The 16,108-nt window shown below is 71.7% G+C and carries 15 protein-coding genes; 7 read left to right on the forward strand and 8 right to left on the reverse strand.

Features of this window, described 5'->3' with window-relative positions:
* Positions 1-26: 26 nt before the first annotated feature.
* From BIV04_RS16735 to BIV04_RS06890, 4 genes are all read left to right on the forward strand, one after another.
* The gene (locus BIV04_RS16735) at positions 27-1,472 is read left to right on the forward strand and encodes a hypothetical protein (protein WP_071255397.1); all 1,446 of its coding nucleotides are present in this window, start codon (positions 27-29) and stop codon (positions 1,470-1,472) included.
* 130 nt (positions 1,473-1,602) lie between these two features.
* Positions 1,603-1,998 carry a hypothetical protein gene (locus tag BIV04_RS06880; protein ID WP_143048597.1) on the forward strand — a complete coding sequence of 132 codons (396 nt, stop codon included), beginning with the start codon at positions 1,603-1,605 and terminating at the stop codon, positions 1,996-1,998.
* 293 nt (positions 1,999-2,291) lie between these two features.
* Positions 2,292-2,990 (forward strand): alpha/beta hydrolase, encoded by a 699-nt coding sequence (locus BIV04_RS06885; RefSeq protein ID WP_071255399.1) that lies wholly within the window; start codon positions 2,292-2,294, stop codon positions 2,988-2,990.
* A 103-nt stretch (positions 2,991-3,093) separates the two neighbouring features.
* Positions 3,094-4,068: a RimK family alpha-L-glutamate ligase gene (locus tag BIV04_RS06890; protein ID WP_071255507.1), complete on the forward strand. Its 975-nt coding sequence runs from the start codon at positions 3,094-3,096 to the stop codon at positions 4,066-4,068.
* Between the two features lie 139 nt (positions 4,069-4,207).
* Here the strand turns inward: BIV04_RS06890 and BIV04_RS06895 are convergent, their stop codons facing one another.
* The 5 genes from BIV04_RS06895 to BIV04_RS06915 form a co-directional block, all read right to left on the reverse strand.
* The gene (locus BIV04_RS06895; RefSeq protein ID WP_071255401.1) at positions 4,208-4,498 is read right to left on the reverse strand and encodes a hypothetical protein; all 291 of its coding nucleotides are present in this window, start codon (positions 4,496-4,498) and stop codon (positions 4,208-4,210) included.
* Between the two features lie 55 nt (positions 4,499-4,553).
* The gene (locus BIV04_RS16740) at positions 4,554-5,138 is read right to left on the reverse strand and encodes a phospholipase A2 family protein (protein ID WP_143048598.1); all 585 of its coding nucleotides are present in this window, start codon (positions 5,136-5,138) and stop codon (positions 4,554-4,556) included.
* A gap of 98 nt (positions 5,139-5,236) precedes the next feature.
* A complete protein-coding gene (locus BIV04_RS06905; protein WP_143048599.1) occupies positions 5,237-5,644 on the reverse strand; it encodes a hypothetical protein in 408 nt (135 codons plus the stop codon).
* A gap of 191 nt (positions 5,645-5,835) precedes the next feature.
* Positions 5,836-7,629: a DEAD/DEAH box helicase gene (locus BIV04_RS06910; RefSeq protein WP_043594821.1), complete on the reverse strand. Its 1,794-nt coding sequence runs from the start codon at positions 7,627-7,629 to the stop codon at positions 5,836-5,838.
* A gap of 60 nt (positions 7,630-7,689) precedes the next feature.
* Positions 7,690-8,193 (reverse strand): hypothetical protein, encoded by a 504-nt coding sequence (locus tag BIV04_RS06915; protein WP_143048600.1) that lies wholly within the window; start codon positions 8,191-8,193, stop codon positions 7,690-7,692.
* Between the two features lie 107 nt (positions 8,194-8,300).
* Between BIV04_RS06915 and BIV04_RS06920 the strand changes: the two genes are divergently transcribed.
* The gene (locus tag BIV04_RS06920; RefSeq protein WP_071255405.1) at positions 8,301-9,125 is read left to right on the forward strand and encodes a site-specific DNA-methyltransferase; all 825 of its coding nucleotides are present in this window, start codon (positions 8,301-8,303) and stop codon (positions 9,123-9,125) included.
* Here the strand turns inward: BIV04_RS06920 and BIV04_RS06925 are convergent.
* Both BIV04_RS06925 and BIV04_RS06930 read right to left on the reverse strand, forming a co-directional pair.
* Complete coding sequence (locus BIV04_RS06925) at positions 9,122-10,873, reverse strand: threonine/serine exporter ThrE family protein (RefSeq protein ID WP_255364197.1); 1,752 nt, start codon at positions 10,871-10,873, stop codon at positions 9,122-9,124. The genes BIV04_RS06920 and BIV04_RS06925 overlap by 4 nt on opposite strands.
* A gap of 130 nt (positions 10,874-11,003) precedes the next feature.
* A complete protein-coding gene (locus BIV04_RS06930; RefSeq protein ID WP_071255406.1) occupies positions 11,004-11,441 on the reverse strand; it encodes a hypothetical protein in 438 nt (145 codons plus the stop codon).
* A 112-nt stretch (positions 11,442-11,553) separates the two neighbouring features.
* Between BIV04_RS06930 and BIV04_RS06935 the strand changes: the two genes are divergently transcribed.
* Positions 11,554-12,678, forward strand: a complete 1,125-nt coding sequence (locus BIV04_RS06935; protein ID WP_071255409.1) for an SDR family oxidoreductase — start codon at positions 11,554-11,556, stop codon at positions 12,676-12,678.
* Positions 12,679-12,901: 223 nt separating this feature from the next.
* Entirely contained in the window at positions 12,902-14,563 is a 1,662-nt protein-coding gene (locus tag BIV04_RS06940; protein ID WP_071255411.1) for an alpha-amylase family protein, read from the forward strand.
* 69 nt (positions 14,564-14,632) lie between these two features.
* Here the strand turns inward: BIV04_RS06940 and BIV04_RS06945 are convergent, their stop codons facing one another.
* On the reverse strand, positions 14,633-16,105 hold the full coding sequence (locus BIV04_RS06945; RefSeq protein ID WP_083396239.1) for an APC family permease: 1,473 nt from the start codon (positions 16,103-16,105) through the stop codon (positions 14,633-14,635).
* Between the last annotated feature and the right edge of the window lie 3 nt (positions 16,106-16,108).

Raw genomic sequence — 16,108 nt, forward strand, 5'->3', positions numbered from 1 at the left:
TGGGGATCAGGTCGAGGCGAGGCGTCGTGGCGACCGTCGTCGTGGCCGTCCTCGTGCTCGGCGCCGGGTGCGCGAGCTCTCAGGACCTGCTCGACCGGTTCGAGTCCCGCATGGAAGGTGTCGACGGCGTCGTCGAGATCGAGACGGCCGGGACCGACTCTCCCCTCGGCGTCGCTGAGGCCCAGGCCACGGTCGTGGTCGAGGACGACCTCTCCGACGACGACCTCGAAGCCGTCGCGGAGCGCATCAGGCCGTTCGTGGTCCGCAACGTGGGCGACTCCTCCGGCTGGCAGTTCGTGGACGTCCGGCGAGGCACCGTCTCGTTCGAGGTGCTCGCCGACGAGGGCGACACGGCGGCACAGCTCGACCTCGCCCGTCGCGTCGCGAACGACCCGGTCTTCGCCGAGATGTCCCTCACCACGCACGCGTTCGGCGAGGGCCGGGCGATCGGAACCGACTCGCCTCGGCAGGGGTTCGGGATCACGGTGGTGCCCTCGGACTCGTCGGACGTCGTCTCGGCCTGGAAGCGGGCCCGCTCCCTGCGGCACGCCGCGGCTCAGCTGACCGACGTCGACGTGACGGCCTGGAGCCCGGACTCCCGCCGGTTCGTCACCGAGAACGTCAGCGGGTTCCCCGCGGTCCTCGACGACCCCGCGACGTCCGACGTCGTCCTCGACGCCGCCGACCAGGGGCGTCTGCTCGATGCCGTCGGGGCCACCGACCTCGGGCCCGGGCGGGTCGACGTCCTGCCGGAAGGCATCAGGGTCGATCTCGACACACCGACCGTCACGGGGTACCACTCGCCGGACGAGGTGGCGGAGGCGTCCCCTCGAGCCGCCCGGATCGCCGGCGCCCTCGTCGCGATGTCGGAGGTGCCCGGCACGTCGATCGGCTTCGTCGACTCACCGGACGAACGGCGGGAGCTCGACGGCGACCTGTCCGCCGCCGAGTCGTTGGTGGACGTCGTGGCGCCCGGCACGGTCACCTACTCGGCGATCAGCGCCCGGTCGGTCGAGGTACGGACGTCGGGACTCGACGGCGTCGTGCCCGCGATGCAGGCCATCGGGGGTTCCGCGGCCGTGTCCGGGATGGACGAGATCCGCGTCTCGCCCGGTGGAGCCGACCGCAGGGGTCTCGCGTTCTCGGGCCGCCCCGAGGCGCTCGCCCTGCTCACCGCCGTCGCGGGCGCGATCGTGGCCTCTCCCCGGATCGAGGGCCTGGCCGTGACAGCCACGGCGGGTCGAGTCGGCATCGAGCTCGGTGACACCGTCACCGACGCAGCTCTCGCGGACGTCGTCACGGCTGTGAGGACGGCACCGGCCGGGACCGTCGTGTCGTTCCGACGAGACGTCCGAGCGGCGGCCGACCTCGCCACCGAGACGGTCGGGCAGGGGGCGACGAGCGACTGCTCGGCGCTCGACGCCGATGACGCGGCATCGTGCGAGATCGTCCGGTCCGCATGGGGTGCGTGATGGCCGGTGCGGTGCCCGGAACCCTCGCCGTGAGACGCGGCCCCGCGGCGGCCGTCCTGGCCCTGGCGGTCTCGCTGGCCGTGACGGGGTGCGCGGCCGGGGCGAGGGCGCCGGGCAAGACGGCCTGGACGTGGACGACGCCAAGACGGAGACGATGGCGATCGAGAGGTCGGTCGTGGACTCCTTCCCGGCGGCCGAGGTGGTGTCGGTCGATCAGGCACCCACTGGCGTGCTGCTGAGCTGTTCGGATGACACGTACCAGTGGACGGGCCGGGTCACGGTGCAGATGGACGGTGCCTCGGAGAGGGCTGCCGTCCTCGACGTCATCGCGGGCGCCTTCGACGACCGGGAGGGGTACGACTCCGCGATCGACGAGCAGACCGGTGACCCTCGCCTCCTCGTGACGGGCCCAGGCGGTGCGGCCTACGTGGGTCGCTTCGACGAGGCCTCCCACCTCGTGACCCTCGCCTCGGCCTCTCGGCGCTTCGCGCTGCACGAGGGCGAGAACTCGTACGACACGTACTGATCGTCATGCTCGTAGGGGTACGAGCCACGAGCCACGTTCCTGGGATCGACGTCACCACCACCGTCGCGAGACACGGCGTCACCATCCGTCACGAAACGTCACGTCGTTCGTGTGGCGCAAGCCCCGGGCCGAGGATGACGGGACGCGGGGTCGCCGCTCGCCGGCGCCCCGCACCGATCCGTCGTCGAGGGCAGGGGAGTCGTTGTGACCAGCAGGAACACCCGTCCGACCGCGGCCTCTCGCCGGACGCCGAGCGGCCTCTCGTTGACGCTGCTGCACACCGCGGGCGCGTCGTGAGCGGCGTCGGCGACACGGCCCTCGACCCGGGGGGCTCGAGCGAGGTCGGTTCGACCCCGACCGTCGAGGTGCGCGGCACCGTCGTCGTCCTGCTCGGGGCCGGCGAGCGAGCGGACGACTTCGCGAGGCTCACCGACCGTCTCGTCTTCGACGGGTACCGGGTCGAGCTGTTCGACGACGTCTCCACCGACGTCCGCGCCGTGCGGGCGGGTGTCGAGCGGCTCGTGCGCGACCGGGCACTGCCGAGACCCGTCGTGCTGCTCGGCTCCGACGTCGGGGCGACCCTCGCGGCATCCGTCGCGGCCGACTCGGTCGCGGCCGTGGACGCGGTCGTGCTGACCGGCGTGCTCACCCCGGCCTCGCGACGAGGCCTCGGGTCCGACCGGCGCGACGACCGGACCCGGAGGGCCCTGCCGACGGGGTTGTCCCTGCCGGCCGCACGGTCGGTGGTGCAGCCCACCCTGGTCTTCCACGGCGACGGGGACCGGGTCACCGAGGTCGCGGACGCCGTCGCCTGGGCGGCCCAGCTGCCGCGGGGTTCGGTCCGCCTCGTCGGCCAGGGCGGGCACGATGTCTTACGGGGCCCCGGCCACCGCACGGTGACGGCCTCGATCGTGCTGTTCCTCGAACGGCAGCGCAGTGACGACCCCGTGCTCGTCGACGCGTTCGCGGCGCGCACGCCCCGGCCGACGTGACGCGACGTGTTCGCGGCGCGCACGCCCCCGTCGACGTGACGCGTCGTGTCCGCGTGTGTCGGCCGGGCTGGCACCCCGGGCCCGAACGGTGCACGATCGAACGATGACCTCGCCGATCGACCACGCCGACCCGACACCCGTCGTGCACGTGCTGCACGACAACGACGAGTGGCTGCCGCCGCTCGTCGCCGCGCTCGACGCCGCGGGGGTGCCCCACCGCGAGCACCTGCTCGACGGAACGTCCTTCGACCTCGCCGCCGCGCCTCCTGAAGGGGTGTTCTGGTCGCGGTTGAGCGGCTCGGCCCACACGCGCGGTCGGGGAACCGCCAAGGAGGTCGCCCGCGCGACCCTGCGCTGGGCGGAACGGCACGGACGCCGGACGATCAACGGCAGCGATGTCGTCGAACTCGAGGTGAGCAAGGTCGCGCAGTACCTGGCGCTGGCATCGGCCGGGTTCGACGTGCCCGCGACGACCGCCGTGTTCGGCACCGCCGACCTCAAGGCGCGGGCCCGCGAGCAGACGTTGCCGTTCATCACGAAGCACAACCAGGGCGGCAAGGGCCTCGGGGTGCGCCGCTTCGACGACCTCGACTCCTTCGACGCGTACGTCGACGGGCCCGACTTCGAGGTGCCGGTCGACGGGATCACCCTGCTGCAGGAGTTCCTGCAGGCCGAGGAGCCCTTCAACACGCGCGTCGAGTTCGTCGGCGGGCGGTTCGTCTACGCCGTGCGGGTCGACACCTCGGCCGGCAGCTTCGAGTTGTGCCCCGCCGACGCGTGCGTCGTGCCCGACGGCGCCGACCCGGCCACGTTCGCCCCGTTCGCCGTGCGGCCGTCGGTCACCGCCGAGCACCCGCTCGTCCGGCGGCTCGAGGCCTTCGTCGCCGAGCACGGCATCGAGGTCGCCGGCATCGAGTTCATCGAGACCGTCGACGGTCGCTTGGTGCCGTACGACGTCAACACGAACACCAACTACAACCCCGACGTCGAGCGGTCGTCGTCGGTGTCGGCCGCGGCGACGCTCGCTGCCTGGCTGGGCGAGGTGCTGGCGGCGGAGTACGCCGCGACACCCGCCTGACGCCGTTCACGGCGACGCCCGCCTAGCCGTTCACGCGGACATCTGCCTGGCGTCGTTCACGGCGACACCGCCGAGTGGACACGGCACCCCGTCGTGCCGCGGTGCCTCGTCCTCTCGGCGGTGTCACCGGCCGGGGGCGTCAGGGGCCGGCGATCAGGACGACCAGGGCCCAGGCGGCGGGCAGCAGGGCCACGGCCATGATCACGTCGGCCACGAGGAGCGCGGTCACGCGGGCCTCGCGTCCGGCAGGGGTCGGCGACCCGTCCGGTGTCGCCGTTTCACGGGCGGGCGTCGACGGGCGAAGCGCGCGCAGGCAGACCACGGCGCCGATCACACCGGCCACAGGCACGATCGCGACGGGGACCCAGCGGACGGCGTCGTCGGCGCCCCACGGGACGGCTACGGCGACCACGGTCGAGATCAGCCCCACGGCCAGGGTGACGACGGCCGTGCGGGTGGCCCGGTCAGCCCGGTCGACCGCGCGCTCAGAACGGATTGCACACCCCCGTGCTGAAGACGAGCTTGATCGCCGCGGCGACGGCACGCTCGTTCGACTTCATCTGCCCGGAGAACCGATCGATCTCGGCCTTGAGCTGAGCGTCGCAGGCACAACTGAAGTAGCCACGGTCGCCGTAGCACTTGTCGTGCCGCTCGCAGAGGCGGTCGAGTGTGTCGACCGCCGTCCCGCCGCCGTGGCCGGGTCCGCACCAGTTGCCCCACACCGGGAAACCTGCCGCGACCCGCGCACCGTCGGAGGGCTGGCTGGCCGAACGGATACTCACCATGTCGTTGAAGGCTTCTCCGGCGAGGAGCGTCTCAGGAGAGGCCCCGGCCTGGGTCGCCGCGTCGACGTCGAAGGTCGAGGTGCCGGTCGCGTCGGTGACGATGAACGGCTCGGTGGCCTGCACGACGGTGTCCACAGCGTTGGGTGCGGCGGTCTCCGCCGCCGACGCCGAGGTCGCCCCGCCGATCAGTGGGGCGAGCAACCCGATCGATGCGGCGATGACCACGGCGGTGCCCGCCAGTCGTCGCATCGGGGAAAGGACAGGAGACCTCGTCGTCGATGTCATGATTCGACCGTACAGACCTGTCCGGTCATCTACCACCCTTATGGGGGGTTCTCCTCCTCGCGGGGGAGGCAAGGACGAGCCCCTCCCGAAGCGCTGCGTCAGCGGCGTTCAGAAGGCGCGGGTGGTGCCGGCGAGGTCGCGAACGCCACGGCCGCGAGGCCGGTCAGCACGACCGCACCGATCGTCACGGGTGCGAGCGGCCCGGCGAACGCCCCGGCGAGCCCGACGGGTGTGCCGAGGCCGACGACGAGCTGGCCGATCACCAGGAGCACGAGGCCGAAGCCGGAGCCGAGCAGGCTCACCCGGGCCAGGTCGTGCAGTCGTCGGGCGTCGTCGGCCAGACGACGGGTTCCTGTCGGCTCGGACGAGAGTCGGCGTCGCATCCGCACGAAGAGCACCGACGCGACGATCGACAGCAGCAGCGGGATCGCACTGCCGATCGTGAGGGCGGTCTGCACGACGCCGAACAGGGCGTCGGTGCCACCGGGGGAGGGTGGGGTGCTCATCGGGCTCCGTTCGAGCGGGGTGGTGGGTTCACGGGCGACGTCGTCCCCGAGGGGCGCCTCCGACGGGTCGGGGACCACGACGTCGCCCGTCCGCGACCGTCACGGGCCGACTCGCCGCCGAGCCGACCGGACACGACGACGCCGACCAGGCGGGAGGCGAGGTCGGCGTCGTGGGCCGTGCGGCCGGGTGTCTAGTAGCGAGGCTTGCGGGCGGGCCGCTCGCCACCCTGCGACCGGTCGGGGCGGTCGTCGCGGCGGGGCGCGCCTCCTCGGCGGTCGGGCTTGATCTCGATGAGCTTGCCGCTGATGCGGGTGTCGCTCAGGCGGTCGAGCATGTCGGTCGAGACGTCCGAGGCGAGTTCGACGACCGAGAAGTCGGGACGGATCTGGATCGCCCCGAAGTCGTCGCGGCTCAGGCCGCCCTCGTTCGCCAAGGCGCCCACGATCTGACGCGGCTCGACACGGTGACGACGACCGACCTCGATGCGGTACGCCGTCATCGGCTTCGACGTGCGCGGTCCGCGCTCGCGGCGCTCGCCCCGGTCGTCGTCGCGGCCGCCGCGCGGGGCACGGTCGTCGCGCTCGCGCAGCGGACGCTCGTCGCGCTGCGGTCGCTCGTCCTTCGGGTCGAGCAGCAGGGGCGTCTCGCCCTGGGCGACCACGGCGAGAGCGGCGGCGACGTCGGCCTCGGGCACGTCGTGGTGCTCGACGTAGTGGCTGATGATGTCGCGGAACGCCGAGATGCGGCTGTCCTGCGACAGGGCCTCGGTGATCGCGTCGTCGAAGCGGGTGAGCCGGGTGCTGTTGACGTCCTCGACGGTCGGCAGCTGCATCTGCGTGAGCGGCTGGCGGGTGGCCTTCTCGATCGCACCCAGCAGACGACGCTCGCGCGGCGTGACGAAGCTGATCGCGGCACCGCTGCGGCCGGCACGGCCGGTGCGACCGATGCGGTGCACGTACGACTCGGTGTCGATCGGGATGTCGTAGTTGACGACGTGGCTGATGCGGTCGACGTCGAGGCCACGGGCCGCGACGTCGGTCGCCACGAGGATGTCGAGCTTGCCGCTCTTCAGCTGGTTGACCGTGCGCTCGCGCTGGGCCTGGGCGACGTCACCGCTGATGGCCGCGGCCGAGTAGCCGCGGGCGCGCAGCTTCTCGGCGAGGGTCTCGGTCTCGCTCTTGGTGCGGACGAAGATGATCATGCCCTCGAAGTTCTCGACCTCGAGGATGCGGGTCAGGGCGTCGACCTTCTGCGGGTACGACACCATCAGGTAGCGCTGGGTCGTGTTCACCGAGGTGGTGGTCTTCGCCTTGACCGTGATCTCTTCGGCGTCGTTCAGGTACTGCTTCGAGATGCGACGGATCTGCGGCGGCATCGTGGCCGAGAACAGCGCCACCTGCTTGTCGTCGGGGGTGTCGGCGAGGATCGTCTCGACGTCCTCGGCGAAGCCCATCTTGAGCATCTCGTCGGCCTCGTCGAGCACGAGGTACTTGAGCTCGCTGAGGTCGAGGGTGCCCTTGGCGAGGTGGTCCATGATGCGACCGGGCGTGCCGACGACGACGTGGACGCCGCGGCGCAGGGCGCTCAACTGCACGCCGTAGGCCTGTCCGCCGTAGACGGGCAGGACGTGGACGCCACGCATGCCGGAGGCGAACTGCTCGAACGCCTCGCAGACCTGCAACGCGAGCTCGCGCGTCGGCGACAGCACGAGCGCCTGCGGCTTCTTGGCCGAGACGTCGAGGCGCGACAGGATGGGCAGGGCGAAGGCCGCGGTCTTGCCGGTGCCGGTCTGCGCGAGGCCGACGACGTCGCGGCCGTCGAGCAGGGTGGGGATCGTGGCGGCCTGGATGGCCGAAGGGGTCTCGTAGCCGATCTCACGGATGGCCTTCAGGACCTGGTCGCTCAAGCCCAGATCGGCGAACGTCGGCGTCGTGTCGGCTTGCTCTGTGGCGTCGCTCGGGGCTTGCTCGGTGGTGTCACTCATGGTGCAACGGTAGCTTGTCCGGGGCCTCCGCCGTTGCTCCCGCCCGCGAGGCGGGTCGAGTCATGCCGGTGCGGGGGGCAGCAGCGCCACGGCGAGCGTGGCCACGACGATCACCGTGGCCAGTGCCGAGGTCGTCACGGCGACCCGGCGCAGGGCCCGTGATCGGCCCGGCCGTCGCCCGACGGTGGCCGACAGCAGGGCCGTCACGGCGAAGGCGGCCGAGGTCAGGCCGACCACCGGCGCCGATGCTCGTCGGCCCCGAGCGAGGTCGAGCGGGAACTCGGCGGCTCCCTCGTGCAGTTCGGCCCAGCCCCACGCGACGTACCCGGCGGTGGCGACGGCCGACAGGGCGAGTGCGAGGGCCGGCCGGTGGGGGATCGGCTCGCGATGGACGTAGACCGTCGGGGGAGCTCGCCGAGGGTGACGCCGCGGCTGGAGGATCGGGTCGTCGGGTTCGAGCGTGTCGTCGAGGGGGAGCCGCCCCTGGCGGCGGAGCACGATCACCTCGTCGACCGGTCGCGGGCGCCTCGAGTACGGAATCTGCTTCCTCGCAGGGGACGACACGGTCGTTAGCCTACCGGTCGTCTGCCCAACGGGCGGACCTCGACGTCGGTGGCCCGAAGTAGTCTTCTCGTCGACCGATCCCGCCCCGCGACACCCCGAAGGACGACGTGCAACCGACGTACCGCACCGCCAGCGGTCGGCTCTTCCAGGCCGATTGCCTCGAGGTCCTCGCCGAGCTCGACGACGAGTCGGTCGACCTCGTGTTCGCCGATCCGCCGTTCAACCTGGGCAAGGTCTACGGGGCGGGCATCGACGACTCGCTCGACGAGGACGCCTACCTGGCCTGGTGTCGCCGGTGGATCGCCGAGTGCGTCCGGGTGCTGCGGCCGGGCGGCTCCTTCTACCTCTTCAACCTCCCCCGCTGGAACATCGAGCTGGGCCACGTCCTCAACGGCGAGGGCATGACCTTCCGTCACTGGGTCGCCGTCGACATCAAGTACGGTCTGCCGATCCCCAACAAGCTCTACCCGTCGCACTACTCGCTGCTCTACTACAGCAAGGGCAAGCCGTCCCGCTTCGTCCGACCCCGCCTCCCGATCCAGGTCTGCCGTCACTGCGGCCGAGACATCAAGGACTACGGCGGCCACCGCAGCAAGCTGCATCCCGACGGCATCAACCTGACCGACGTCTGGCTCGACATCCCCCCGGTGCGACACCGGGCGACGAAGACCCGAGGGGCGAACGAGCTCAGCGAGAAGCTCCTCGAGCGCGTGCTGACCATCAGCTCCGAACCGGGCGACCTGGTCCTCGACCCCTTCGGCGGGTCGGGCACCACCTACGCCGTGGCCGAGAAGATGCACCGTCACTGGGTCGGTGCCGAGATCGGCGACGTCGGCCCGATCATCCGCCGCCTCGAGGGAGAGGACGCCCAGGTCGAGCTGCCGGGGCGCGGAGACACCGGGCGCGGGCTGGCGGCCGGGGCAGAGCGCTAGTCGCTCGAGGTCGCAGGGTCCACCGCGGGTGGGACGGATCGGACCGGTGTCGAGAGGGCGACCCCGGGCAGACGCGGTGAGGTGGGGTCCGCGAGGCGCGGCCGCTCCGGGGCGGGCGCCGGTTCCGAGGCGCTCTCGGAGGCGGACGGAGCCACCGGGATCGGCGCGGTCCTGATCGCGGGTGCAGGCGACGCGGGCGGCGCGACCGGCGGCGTCGGCGCGGCCGACGTCTCCGCGGCGACCGTCGGCACGATGACGCTGATCGGCGTCGTGTCCGTGTGCACCGACTGCACCCGCACGCGCTTGGCCCGGCGCAGCCACCGTCGGGCGCCCGGGGTCGCGAGCAGGCTGCCGAGGACGAGTCCGGCACCGATCGCCAGCGTCGTGAGCATCGAGAACACGAAGTCGACCTCGGCGCCGTCGTTGCCGGCCATGAAGTTCAGCAGCGACGACGCCACGGCGAGCGACGGCAGCAACGACCCGCAGAACGCCGGCACGGCGATGACCGTCGCCGCCGTCCGCAGACGGGCCGCGGCCACGGTCGAGAGCGCACCCAACAGGGTCGCCGCGACGAACGTCGCCCCCATCAGCGGCAGGCCGAGGTGGCGCAGGGTGAAGAGCGAGAGGTTGCCGACCAGGGCGACGCCGATCGTGATCGGGATCATGCGGGCGGTCGACCCCTGGGCGATCGAGTTGGCCGACGCCGCGGCGAAGCTCGAGATGAGCGAGAGCCACAGCGGCAGCGCCTGCAGGGTGATGTTCGTCGGATCGACCTCGATGTCCGCGAACCGGGCGGTCACGGCGAGGCCGGCCGGGATGCCGCAGACCACCCCCGCGACGATCAGCCCGATCACCAGGGCACGGCCGACGGCCATCGACCGGAAGCCCGAGATCGCGTCCTGCGCCCAGGTGACGATCGTGGGGTGCGGCAGGACGAGGACGACCACGGCCGCGACCATCGCCGCGGCGCCTCCCGGGGTGAGCAGCCCCGCCCAGATGCCGAGCGTGCCGAGTGCGGCCGTGGACGCGGCCTGCAGGCCGATCACGAAGAACTGGGGGATGCCGCGGGCGGTCAGCCCGCGCCCTGACGCCATGATGCCGATCATCACCACGAAGGCACCGACGGCGGCCTGCCACGTGCCGCCGGCCTGCAGCGTCACGGACACGCCGAGCAGGCCCATCGCCAGATCGGTCAGCCACGACGGCCAGCGGGGCGGGGACTTCAGCACCTCGACGAGGCCGGCCACCGCCTCGGTCATGTCGCGGTCGTCGTGCAGCAGGTCGTCGACGATCTGATAGACCCGCGACAGCCGGTGCAGGTTCGACCCCTCGGCGTAGATGACCCGGGTCTTGACCAGCGGGTTCTCGCCGGCCGGGGCGTACTGGATGGTGATCGCCGTGCCCGTGATGTCGAGCTCGAGCGGGGCCAGGTTCCACTTGGTGCTGACGGCCACGATCGCGACCTCGGTGCTGCGGACGTCGGCCCCGGACGACAGCATGACGTCGCCCAGGTCGAGGCAGAAGTCCACGATCTGACGCGGCGAGTAGAGGTCGCCCCCGATGCCGTGCTCGGGCGTCGTCCCCTCGTAGATGGTGCCGCGCAGCCGGGCCCGGACGTCGCGCAGCTCGAGCTGGTTGACCAGTCGTGACTGGGCCGGACCCCGCGGCTTGCCCTTCGGCGCCTTGGGCACCCGCGGCGGGCGGGGCCTCACCGGGGTGGGCCGCTCGGGCCGCCTGGCGTCTGACACGCTGACCTCTTCCTCGCTCACGACCGGCCGGGCCGGGGCACCGCCGAGGCGGTCCCGCGGACCCGTCCGTCGAGTCTAGGAGGCGCGGCGCCGGTCGTCCGGGCCCGTCACGTCGCGCAGGCCGGCGGCCCTAGGACGCGTGGTCGGAGTCGTCGTCGTCGCCGCGGTCGGCGCGGGGCTCACCCGCGTCACCTCGCTCGCGCCCGGCGTCGGCCATGTCGTCGTCCACGCCGACGAACGGCGACTGCGTCTGGGCCACGATGGCCTGGGAGGTCGAGCCGAGGATGACGCCGGGGTCGACGCCCTTCTCGTGGGCGAGGGCGGCCGTCAGGCCGGCCGCGAGGCTGCCGCCGGCGGCGCCCAGGGTCGCGACGACGTCCTCCTGCCGAGGGGTGAACGGCTGGTCGGACAGTTCGGCGACGACCTCGCGCAGGTTCTCGTCGCTGGCCTCCACGGCCTCGGGGTCGCCCTGCGTGATGGCCGCGGCCTGCGACACGACGGCGAGCGCGAGTGCGGCCGCCTCTTCTTCGGGAGTCCGGTCCGTGGGCTCGTTCGTGTCCTGATCCATGGGCCGACCGTACGCTCGGCGCGCCCGGCGGCCTGTCAGGTGGCGGGGCCCGGGGTACGGGTCGATCAGCCGACACGGGAATGCGAGGAGGCGCGCGCGGCTTGGACCACGGATGAGCACCACCGAGACACCCCAGACCGACAGCACCCCGACCGCCGCCGGTGAAAGCGTCCCCGGCACCGCCCTCGTCGTCGGCGCCAGCGGCATCACCGGCACCGCCCTCGTCGAGCAGTTGACGCGCGAGGGGTGGGACGTCCTCGCCCTCTCGCGCCGCGCCTCCTCGTCCGCGGGGGTGACGGGCATCGCCGCCGACCTGACGAGCGCCGAGAGCCTGCGCACCGCGCTGGCCGACGCGAAGCCGACGCACGTGTTCTTCGCCGCGTGGCAGAAGCGCGACACCGAGGCCGAGAACATCGCCGTCAACGGCGCCATGGTCCGCGACCTGCTGGCCGCGCTCGACCACGCCCCGGTGCGGCACGTGTCGCTGGTCACCGGGCTGAAGCACTACCTCGGCCCGTTCGAGGCCTACGGCACGGGGAACATGCCCGACACGCCGTTCCACGAGGACGAGGAGCGCCTGCCCTACCCGAACTTCTACTATGCGCAGGAGGACGAGCTCTTCGCCGCCGCCGAGCGCCAGGGCTTCACGTGGTCGGTGCACCGCTCGCACACCGTCATCGGGTTCGCCGTCGGCAACGCCATGAACATGGGGCTGACCATCGCCGTGCAGGCGGCGCTGAGCAAGCGCCTCGGCCGCCCGTTCGTCTTCCCCGGCAGCGAGACGCAGTGGAACTCGCTCGTCGACGTCACCGACGCGGGAGTCCTCGCCGAGCAGATGATCTGGGCCGCGACCGACCCGGCCGGTGCCGACGAGCCGTTCAACGTCGTCAACGGCGACGTCTTCCGCTGGCGCTGGCTGTGGCCGCGCCTCGCCGGCCACCTCGGCATCGACCCCGCGCTCGTCGAGGGCTTCGAGGGAGAGCCGCGGCCGCTCGAGCAGCAGATGGTCGGCCTCGAGCAGGAGTGGCGCGACCTCGTCGCCGAGCACGACCTCGCCGAGCCCGAGCTGTCGCGCGTCGCCTCGTGGTGGCACACCGACGGTGACCTCGGTCGCGACATCGAGGTCGTCACCGACATGGGCAAGGCCCGCGACGCCGGCTTCACCCGGTACCGCCGCACCGAGCAGGCCTTCGTCGACCTGTTCGAGCGGTACCGCGCCGCCCGCCTCATCCCGTAGGCGCGATCGGCCGAGGAGGCGCGGGTCGGCGGCAGGGCGGGTGCGGGGGCCGCACGGGGGATGCACAGAGGATGGCCAGGGCCGCGCGTCCCGGGCGTCGGTACGGTCGGCGAAAGCGACCCATCCGAGACGGAGCCGACATGACCCGCCCGACCCGCGCCTCCTGCGCCGCCCACCCGTCCACCGCCTGCGCCACGCCGGCGACGGCGATCGGCCCTACCCGATGAGGGTCACCGACACGAGCGACCTGTGGTGGAAGACCGCCGTCTTCTACAACCTCGACGTCGAGACCTACCTCGACTGGAACGACGACGGGGTGGGCGACCTCGAAGGTCTCGCGCACCGCCTCGACCACCTCGCCGAGCTCGGCGTGACCTGCCTCTGGCTGGCGCCCTTCTACCCGTCGCCGCAGCAGGACAACGGGTACGACATCTCGGACTACTACGGCGTCGATCCGCGCTACGGCCACCTCGGCGACTTCGTCGAGGTCGTCCGCACCGCCAAGGACCGCGGCATGCGCGTGATCGTCGACCTCGTCGTGAACCACACGAGCGACCAGCACCCGTGGTTCCAGGCGGCTCGCAACGACCCCGGCAGTCGCTTCCACGACTACTACCAGTGGCGCGACGACGTACCGGACGACCAGCCCGAGAACATGTTCCCCGACGTCGAGGACGGCGTCTGGTCGTACGACGAGACGGCCGGCCGGTACTACCGGCACTCGTTCTACTCGCACCAGCCCGACCTCGCGACCGACCGCCAGGAGGTGCGCGACGAGATCGCCAAGGTGATCGGCTTCTGGCTGCAGCTCGGCGTCGACGGGTTCCGCGTCGACGCCGTGCCGCACCTGATCGACACCGAGGAGGGCGCCGAGCACGAGTTCCTGCGCGCTCTGCGCGGGTACGTGTCGCGGCGCAGCGGCACCGGGATGATGCTCGGCGAGGTGAACCTGCCCTACGACGAGATGGTCGCGTTCTTCGGGGAGGACGACGGCGACGAGCTCACGATGCAGTTCGACTTCGTCGCGAACCAGGCCCTGTACCTGGCGCTCGCCCGCCAGGACGCGACGCCTCTCGCGACCGCGCTCGCGTCACGACCGGTGTTGGCACGCGGCAACCAGTGGGGCAACTTCGTCCGCAACCACGACGAGCTGACCCTCGACCAGCTGAGGGAGTCCGAGCGCGGGGAGGTGTTCGAGGCGTTCGCCCCGCTCGAGTCACAGCGCATCCACGGCCGGGGGATCGTCCGTCGCCTGCCATCGATGCTCGACGGTGACCCTCGTCGCGTCCGCATGGTCTACAGCCTCATGTTCTCGACGCCCGGGGCGCCCGTGCTGTTCTACGGAGAAGAGATCGGCATGGGCGAGAACCCGGCCGTGCCGGGTCGCGGTGCCGTCCGCACGCCCATGCAGTGGACCGACGAAGCCGGCGGCGGCTTCTCACGAGCAGACGCCGACGACCTGGTCGCGCCCGTCGGGGCCGAGGGGTGGGCGCCCGAGCACGTCAACGTCTCGCGTCAGCGCCACGAGCCCGACTCGATGCTGCGCTTCGTCCAGAACCTGGTACGGCACTACCGGGCGTCGCCCGAGATCGGCTGGGGCACCCTCACGATGCTCGGCACGGGTCACCACTGTGTGCTGGGCCACGCCGTCGTGGGCAGCACGGGCACGCTCGTCGCCGTGCACAACTTCGCGTCCGACGGCCGCTCGGTCGACCTCGACCTCGGCGTGCTCGGTCTCGACGGCTCGGTGCGCGTCGTGGACCTGCTCGCCGACCTCGCCACGCCCGAGGCGCCGGCCACCGACGGCCACCTGCGGATCGAGCTCGAGGGCTACGGGTTCCGGTGGCTACGCGTGCTGCGGCCGGGCGAGAAGCGGCTCGTCTAGCGGACGGGCCCCAGCCCCGAGGAGGCGCGGTGCCGGTGTCGAGACCGGCACCGCGCCTCCTCGGCTGGTCTACGCCCGCGGGTCGGCGCGCTCGGCGTCGGCGATCGCGTCGCTCGGCACCGGCCGGCCGCGGCGCGAGACGAACGTCACGAGCCAGAGGACGACGCCGATCGCGAGCAGGCCGCCGGCGATCGTGTACTGCTCGGCCCCGCGACCGGAGGACACCGGCAGCACGAGCCAGAGACACGCCACGACGCCGATGATCGGCAGCACCGTGCCCGCCCGGAAGTGCTTGTGCGTCACCGTGTCGCGCCGCAACACCAGGACGACGACGTTGACCAGGGCGAAGACCGACAGCAGCAGCAGGGATGTCGTGCCGCCGAGCACGGCCACGATCGGGGATTCGGGCGACAGCGAGACGTAGCCGATCAGCACCAGGCTGAGCGCTGTCGTGAAGACGATCGACGCCCACGGGGTCTGGCGTGTGGCGTGCACCTTGCCCAGGAAGCCCGGCAGCACACCCTGCTTGCTCATGCCGTAGAGCAGTCTGCTGGCCATCATCATGTTGATCAGGGCGCTGTTCGCGACGGCGAACATTGAGATGAACGGCAGCAGCCCGCCGATCGGGAAGTCCGGGGCGGCGGTGTTCACCACCGTGACCAGCGGTGTCTCGTTGTCGGCCAGCTCGCCGATCGGCACGATCGCCACGGCGCAGATCGAGACGAGCACGTAGATCACCGCGGTGATGCCCAGACCGGTCAGCATGACCTTGGGGAAGATGCGGCTCGGGTCCTTCGTCTCCTCCGCCATGTTGACCGAGTCCTCGAAGCCGACCATGGCGAAGAACGCGAGCGACGTCGCCGTGCTGACGCTCAGGAGCAGCGACTTGTCACCGGGTGTCTCGAACAGCACGACCTGGCCCCAGTCGGCGTTGCCGCCGGCGATGAACCAGAACCCGATCAAGATCACCATGACGAGGCCCGACAGCTCGATCAGGGTGAGCACGACGTTCGCCTTGACGCTCTCGCTCACGCCGCGGAAGTTCACCGCCATCACGAGCAGCATGAACGCCATCGCGATGAGCATCACGGCAGAGTTCGACAGCTCGACCCCGATGCCGGCCGCCAGGTTGGCCGCGAACGCCCGTGACGCCGTCGACGCGCTCGTGATGCCCGAACACATCACCACGAAGCAGACGATGAACGTCACGAAGTGGATGCCGAACGCCTTGTGCACGTAGAGGGCCGCACCGGCGGTCTGCGGGTACTTCGTCACGAGCTCGAGATACGAGAACGCCGTCACCAGCGCCACGGCGAACGCGATCAGGAACGGCAACCAGGCCGCACCGCCGACCTCGGCCGCGACCTGCCCGGTCAGGGCGTAGACGCCCGTGCCCAGGATGTCGCCGACGATGAAGAGCAACAGCAGCTTCGGGCCGATGGCCCGCTTCAGCTCGGTGGGACTCTCACCCGTGTCGGTCGTGGGCGGCTGGGCCTGGTTCGTGGGCGGCCGGTTCGCGGGCTGCTGGTTCGTCGTCGACATGCT

The sequence above is a fragment of the Frigoribacterium sp. MCBA15_019 genome (genome assembly GCF_001864945.1).
Lineage (GTDB): Bacteria > Actinomycetota > Actinomycetes > Actinomycetales > Microbacteriaceae > Frigoribacterium.

Coding starts and splice junctions, on each gene's coding strand:
- BIV04_RS06890 (WP_071255507.1), top strand. CDS start 3,094: ATGACCTCGCCGATCGACCACGCCGACCCGACACCCGTCGTGCACGTG.
- BIV04_RS16740 (WP_143048598.1), bottom strand. CDS start 5,138: ATGACATCGACGACGAGGTCTCCTGTCCTTTCCCCGATGCGACGACTG.
- BIV04_RS06905 (WP_143048599.1), bottom strand. CDS start 5,644: ATGAGCACCCCACCCTCCCCCGGTGGCACCGACGCCCTGTTCGGCGTC.
- BIV04_RS06910 (WP_043594821.1), bottom strand. CDS start 7,629: ATGAGTGACACCACCGAGCAAGCCCCGAGCGACGCCACAGAGCAAGCC.
- BIV04_RS06930 (WP_071255406.1), bottom strand. CDS start 11,441: ATGGATCAGGACACGAACGAGCCCACGGACCGGACTCCCGAAGAAGAG.
- BIV04_RS06935 (WP_071255409.1), top strand. CDS start 11,554: ATGAGCACCACCGAGACACCCCAGACCGACAGCACCCCGACCGCCGCC.
- BIV04_RS06940 (WP_071255411.1), top strand. CDS start 12,902: ATGAGGGTCACCGACACGAGCGACCTGTGGTGGAAGACCGCCGTCTTC.
- BIV04_RS06945 (WP_083396239.1), bottom strand. CDS start 16,105: ATGTCGACGACGAACCAGCAGCCCGCGAACCGGCCGCCCACGAACCAG.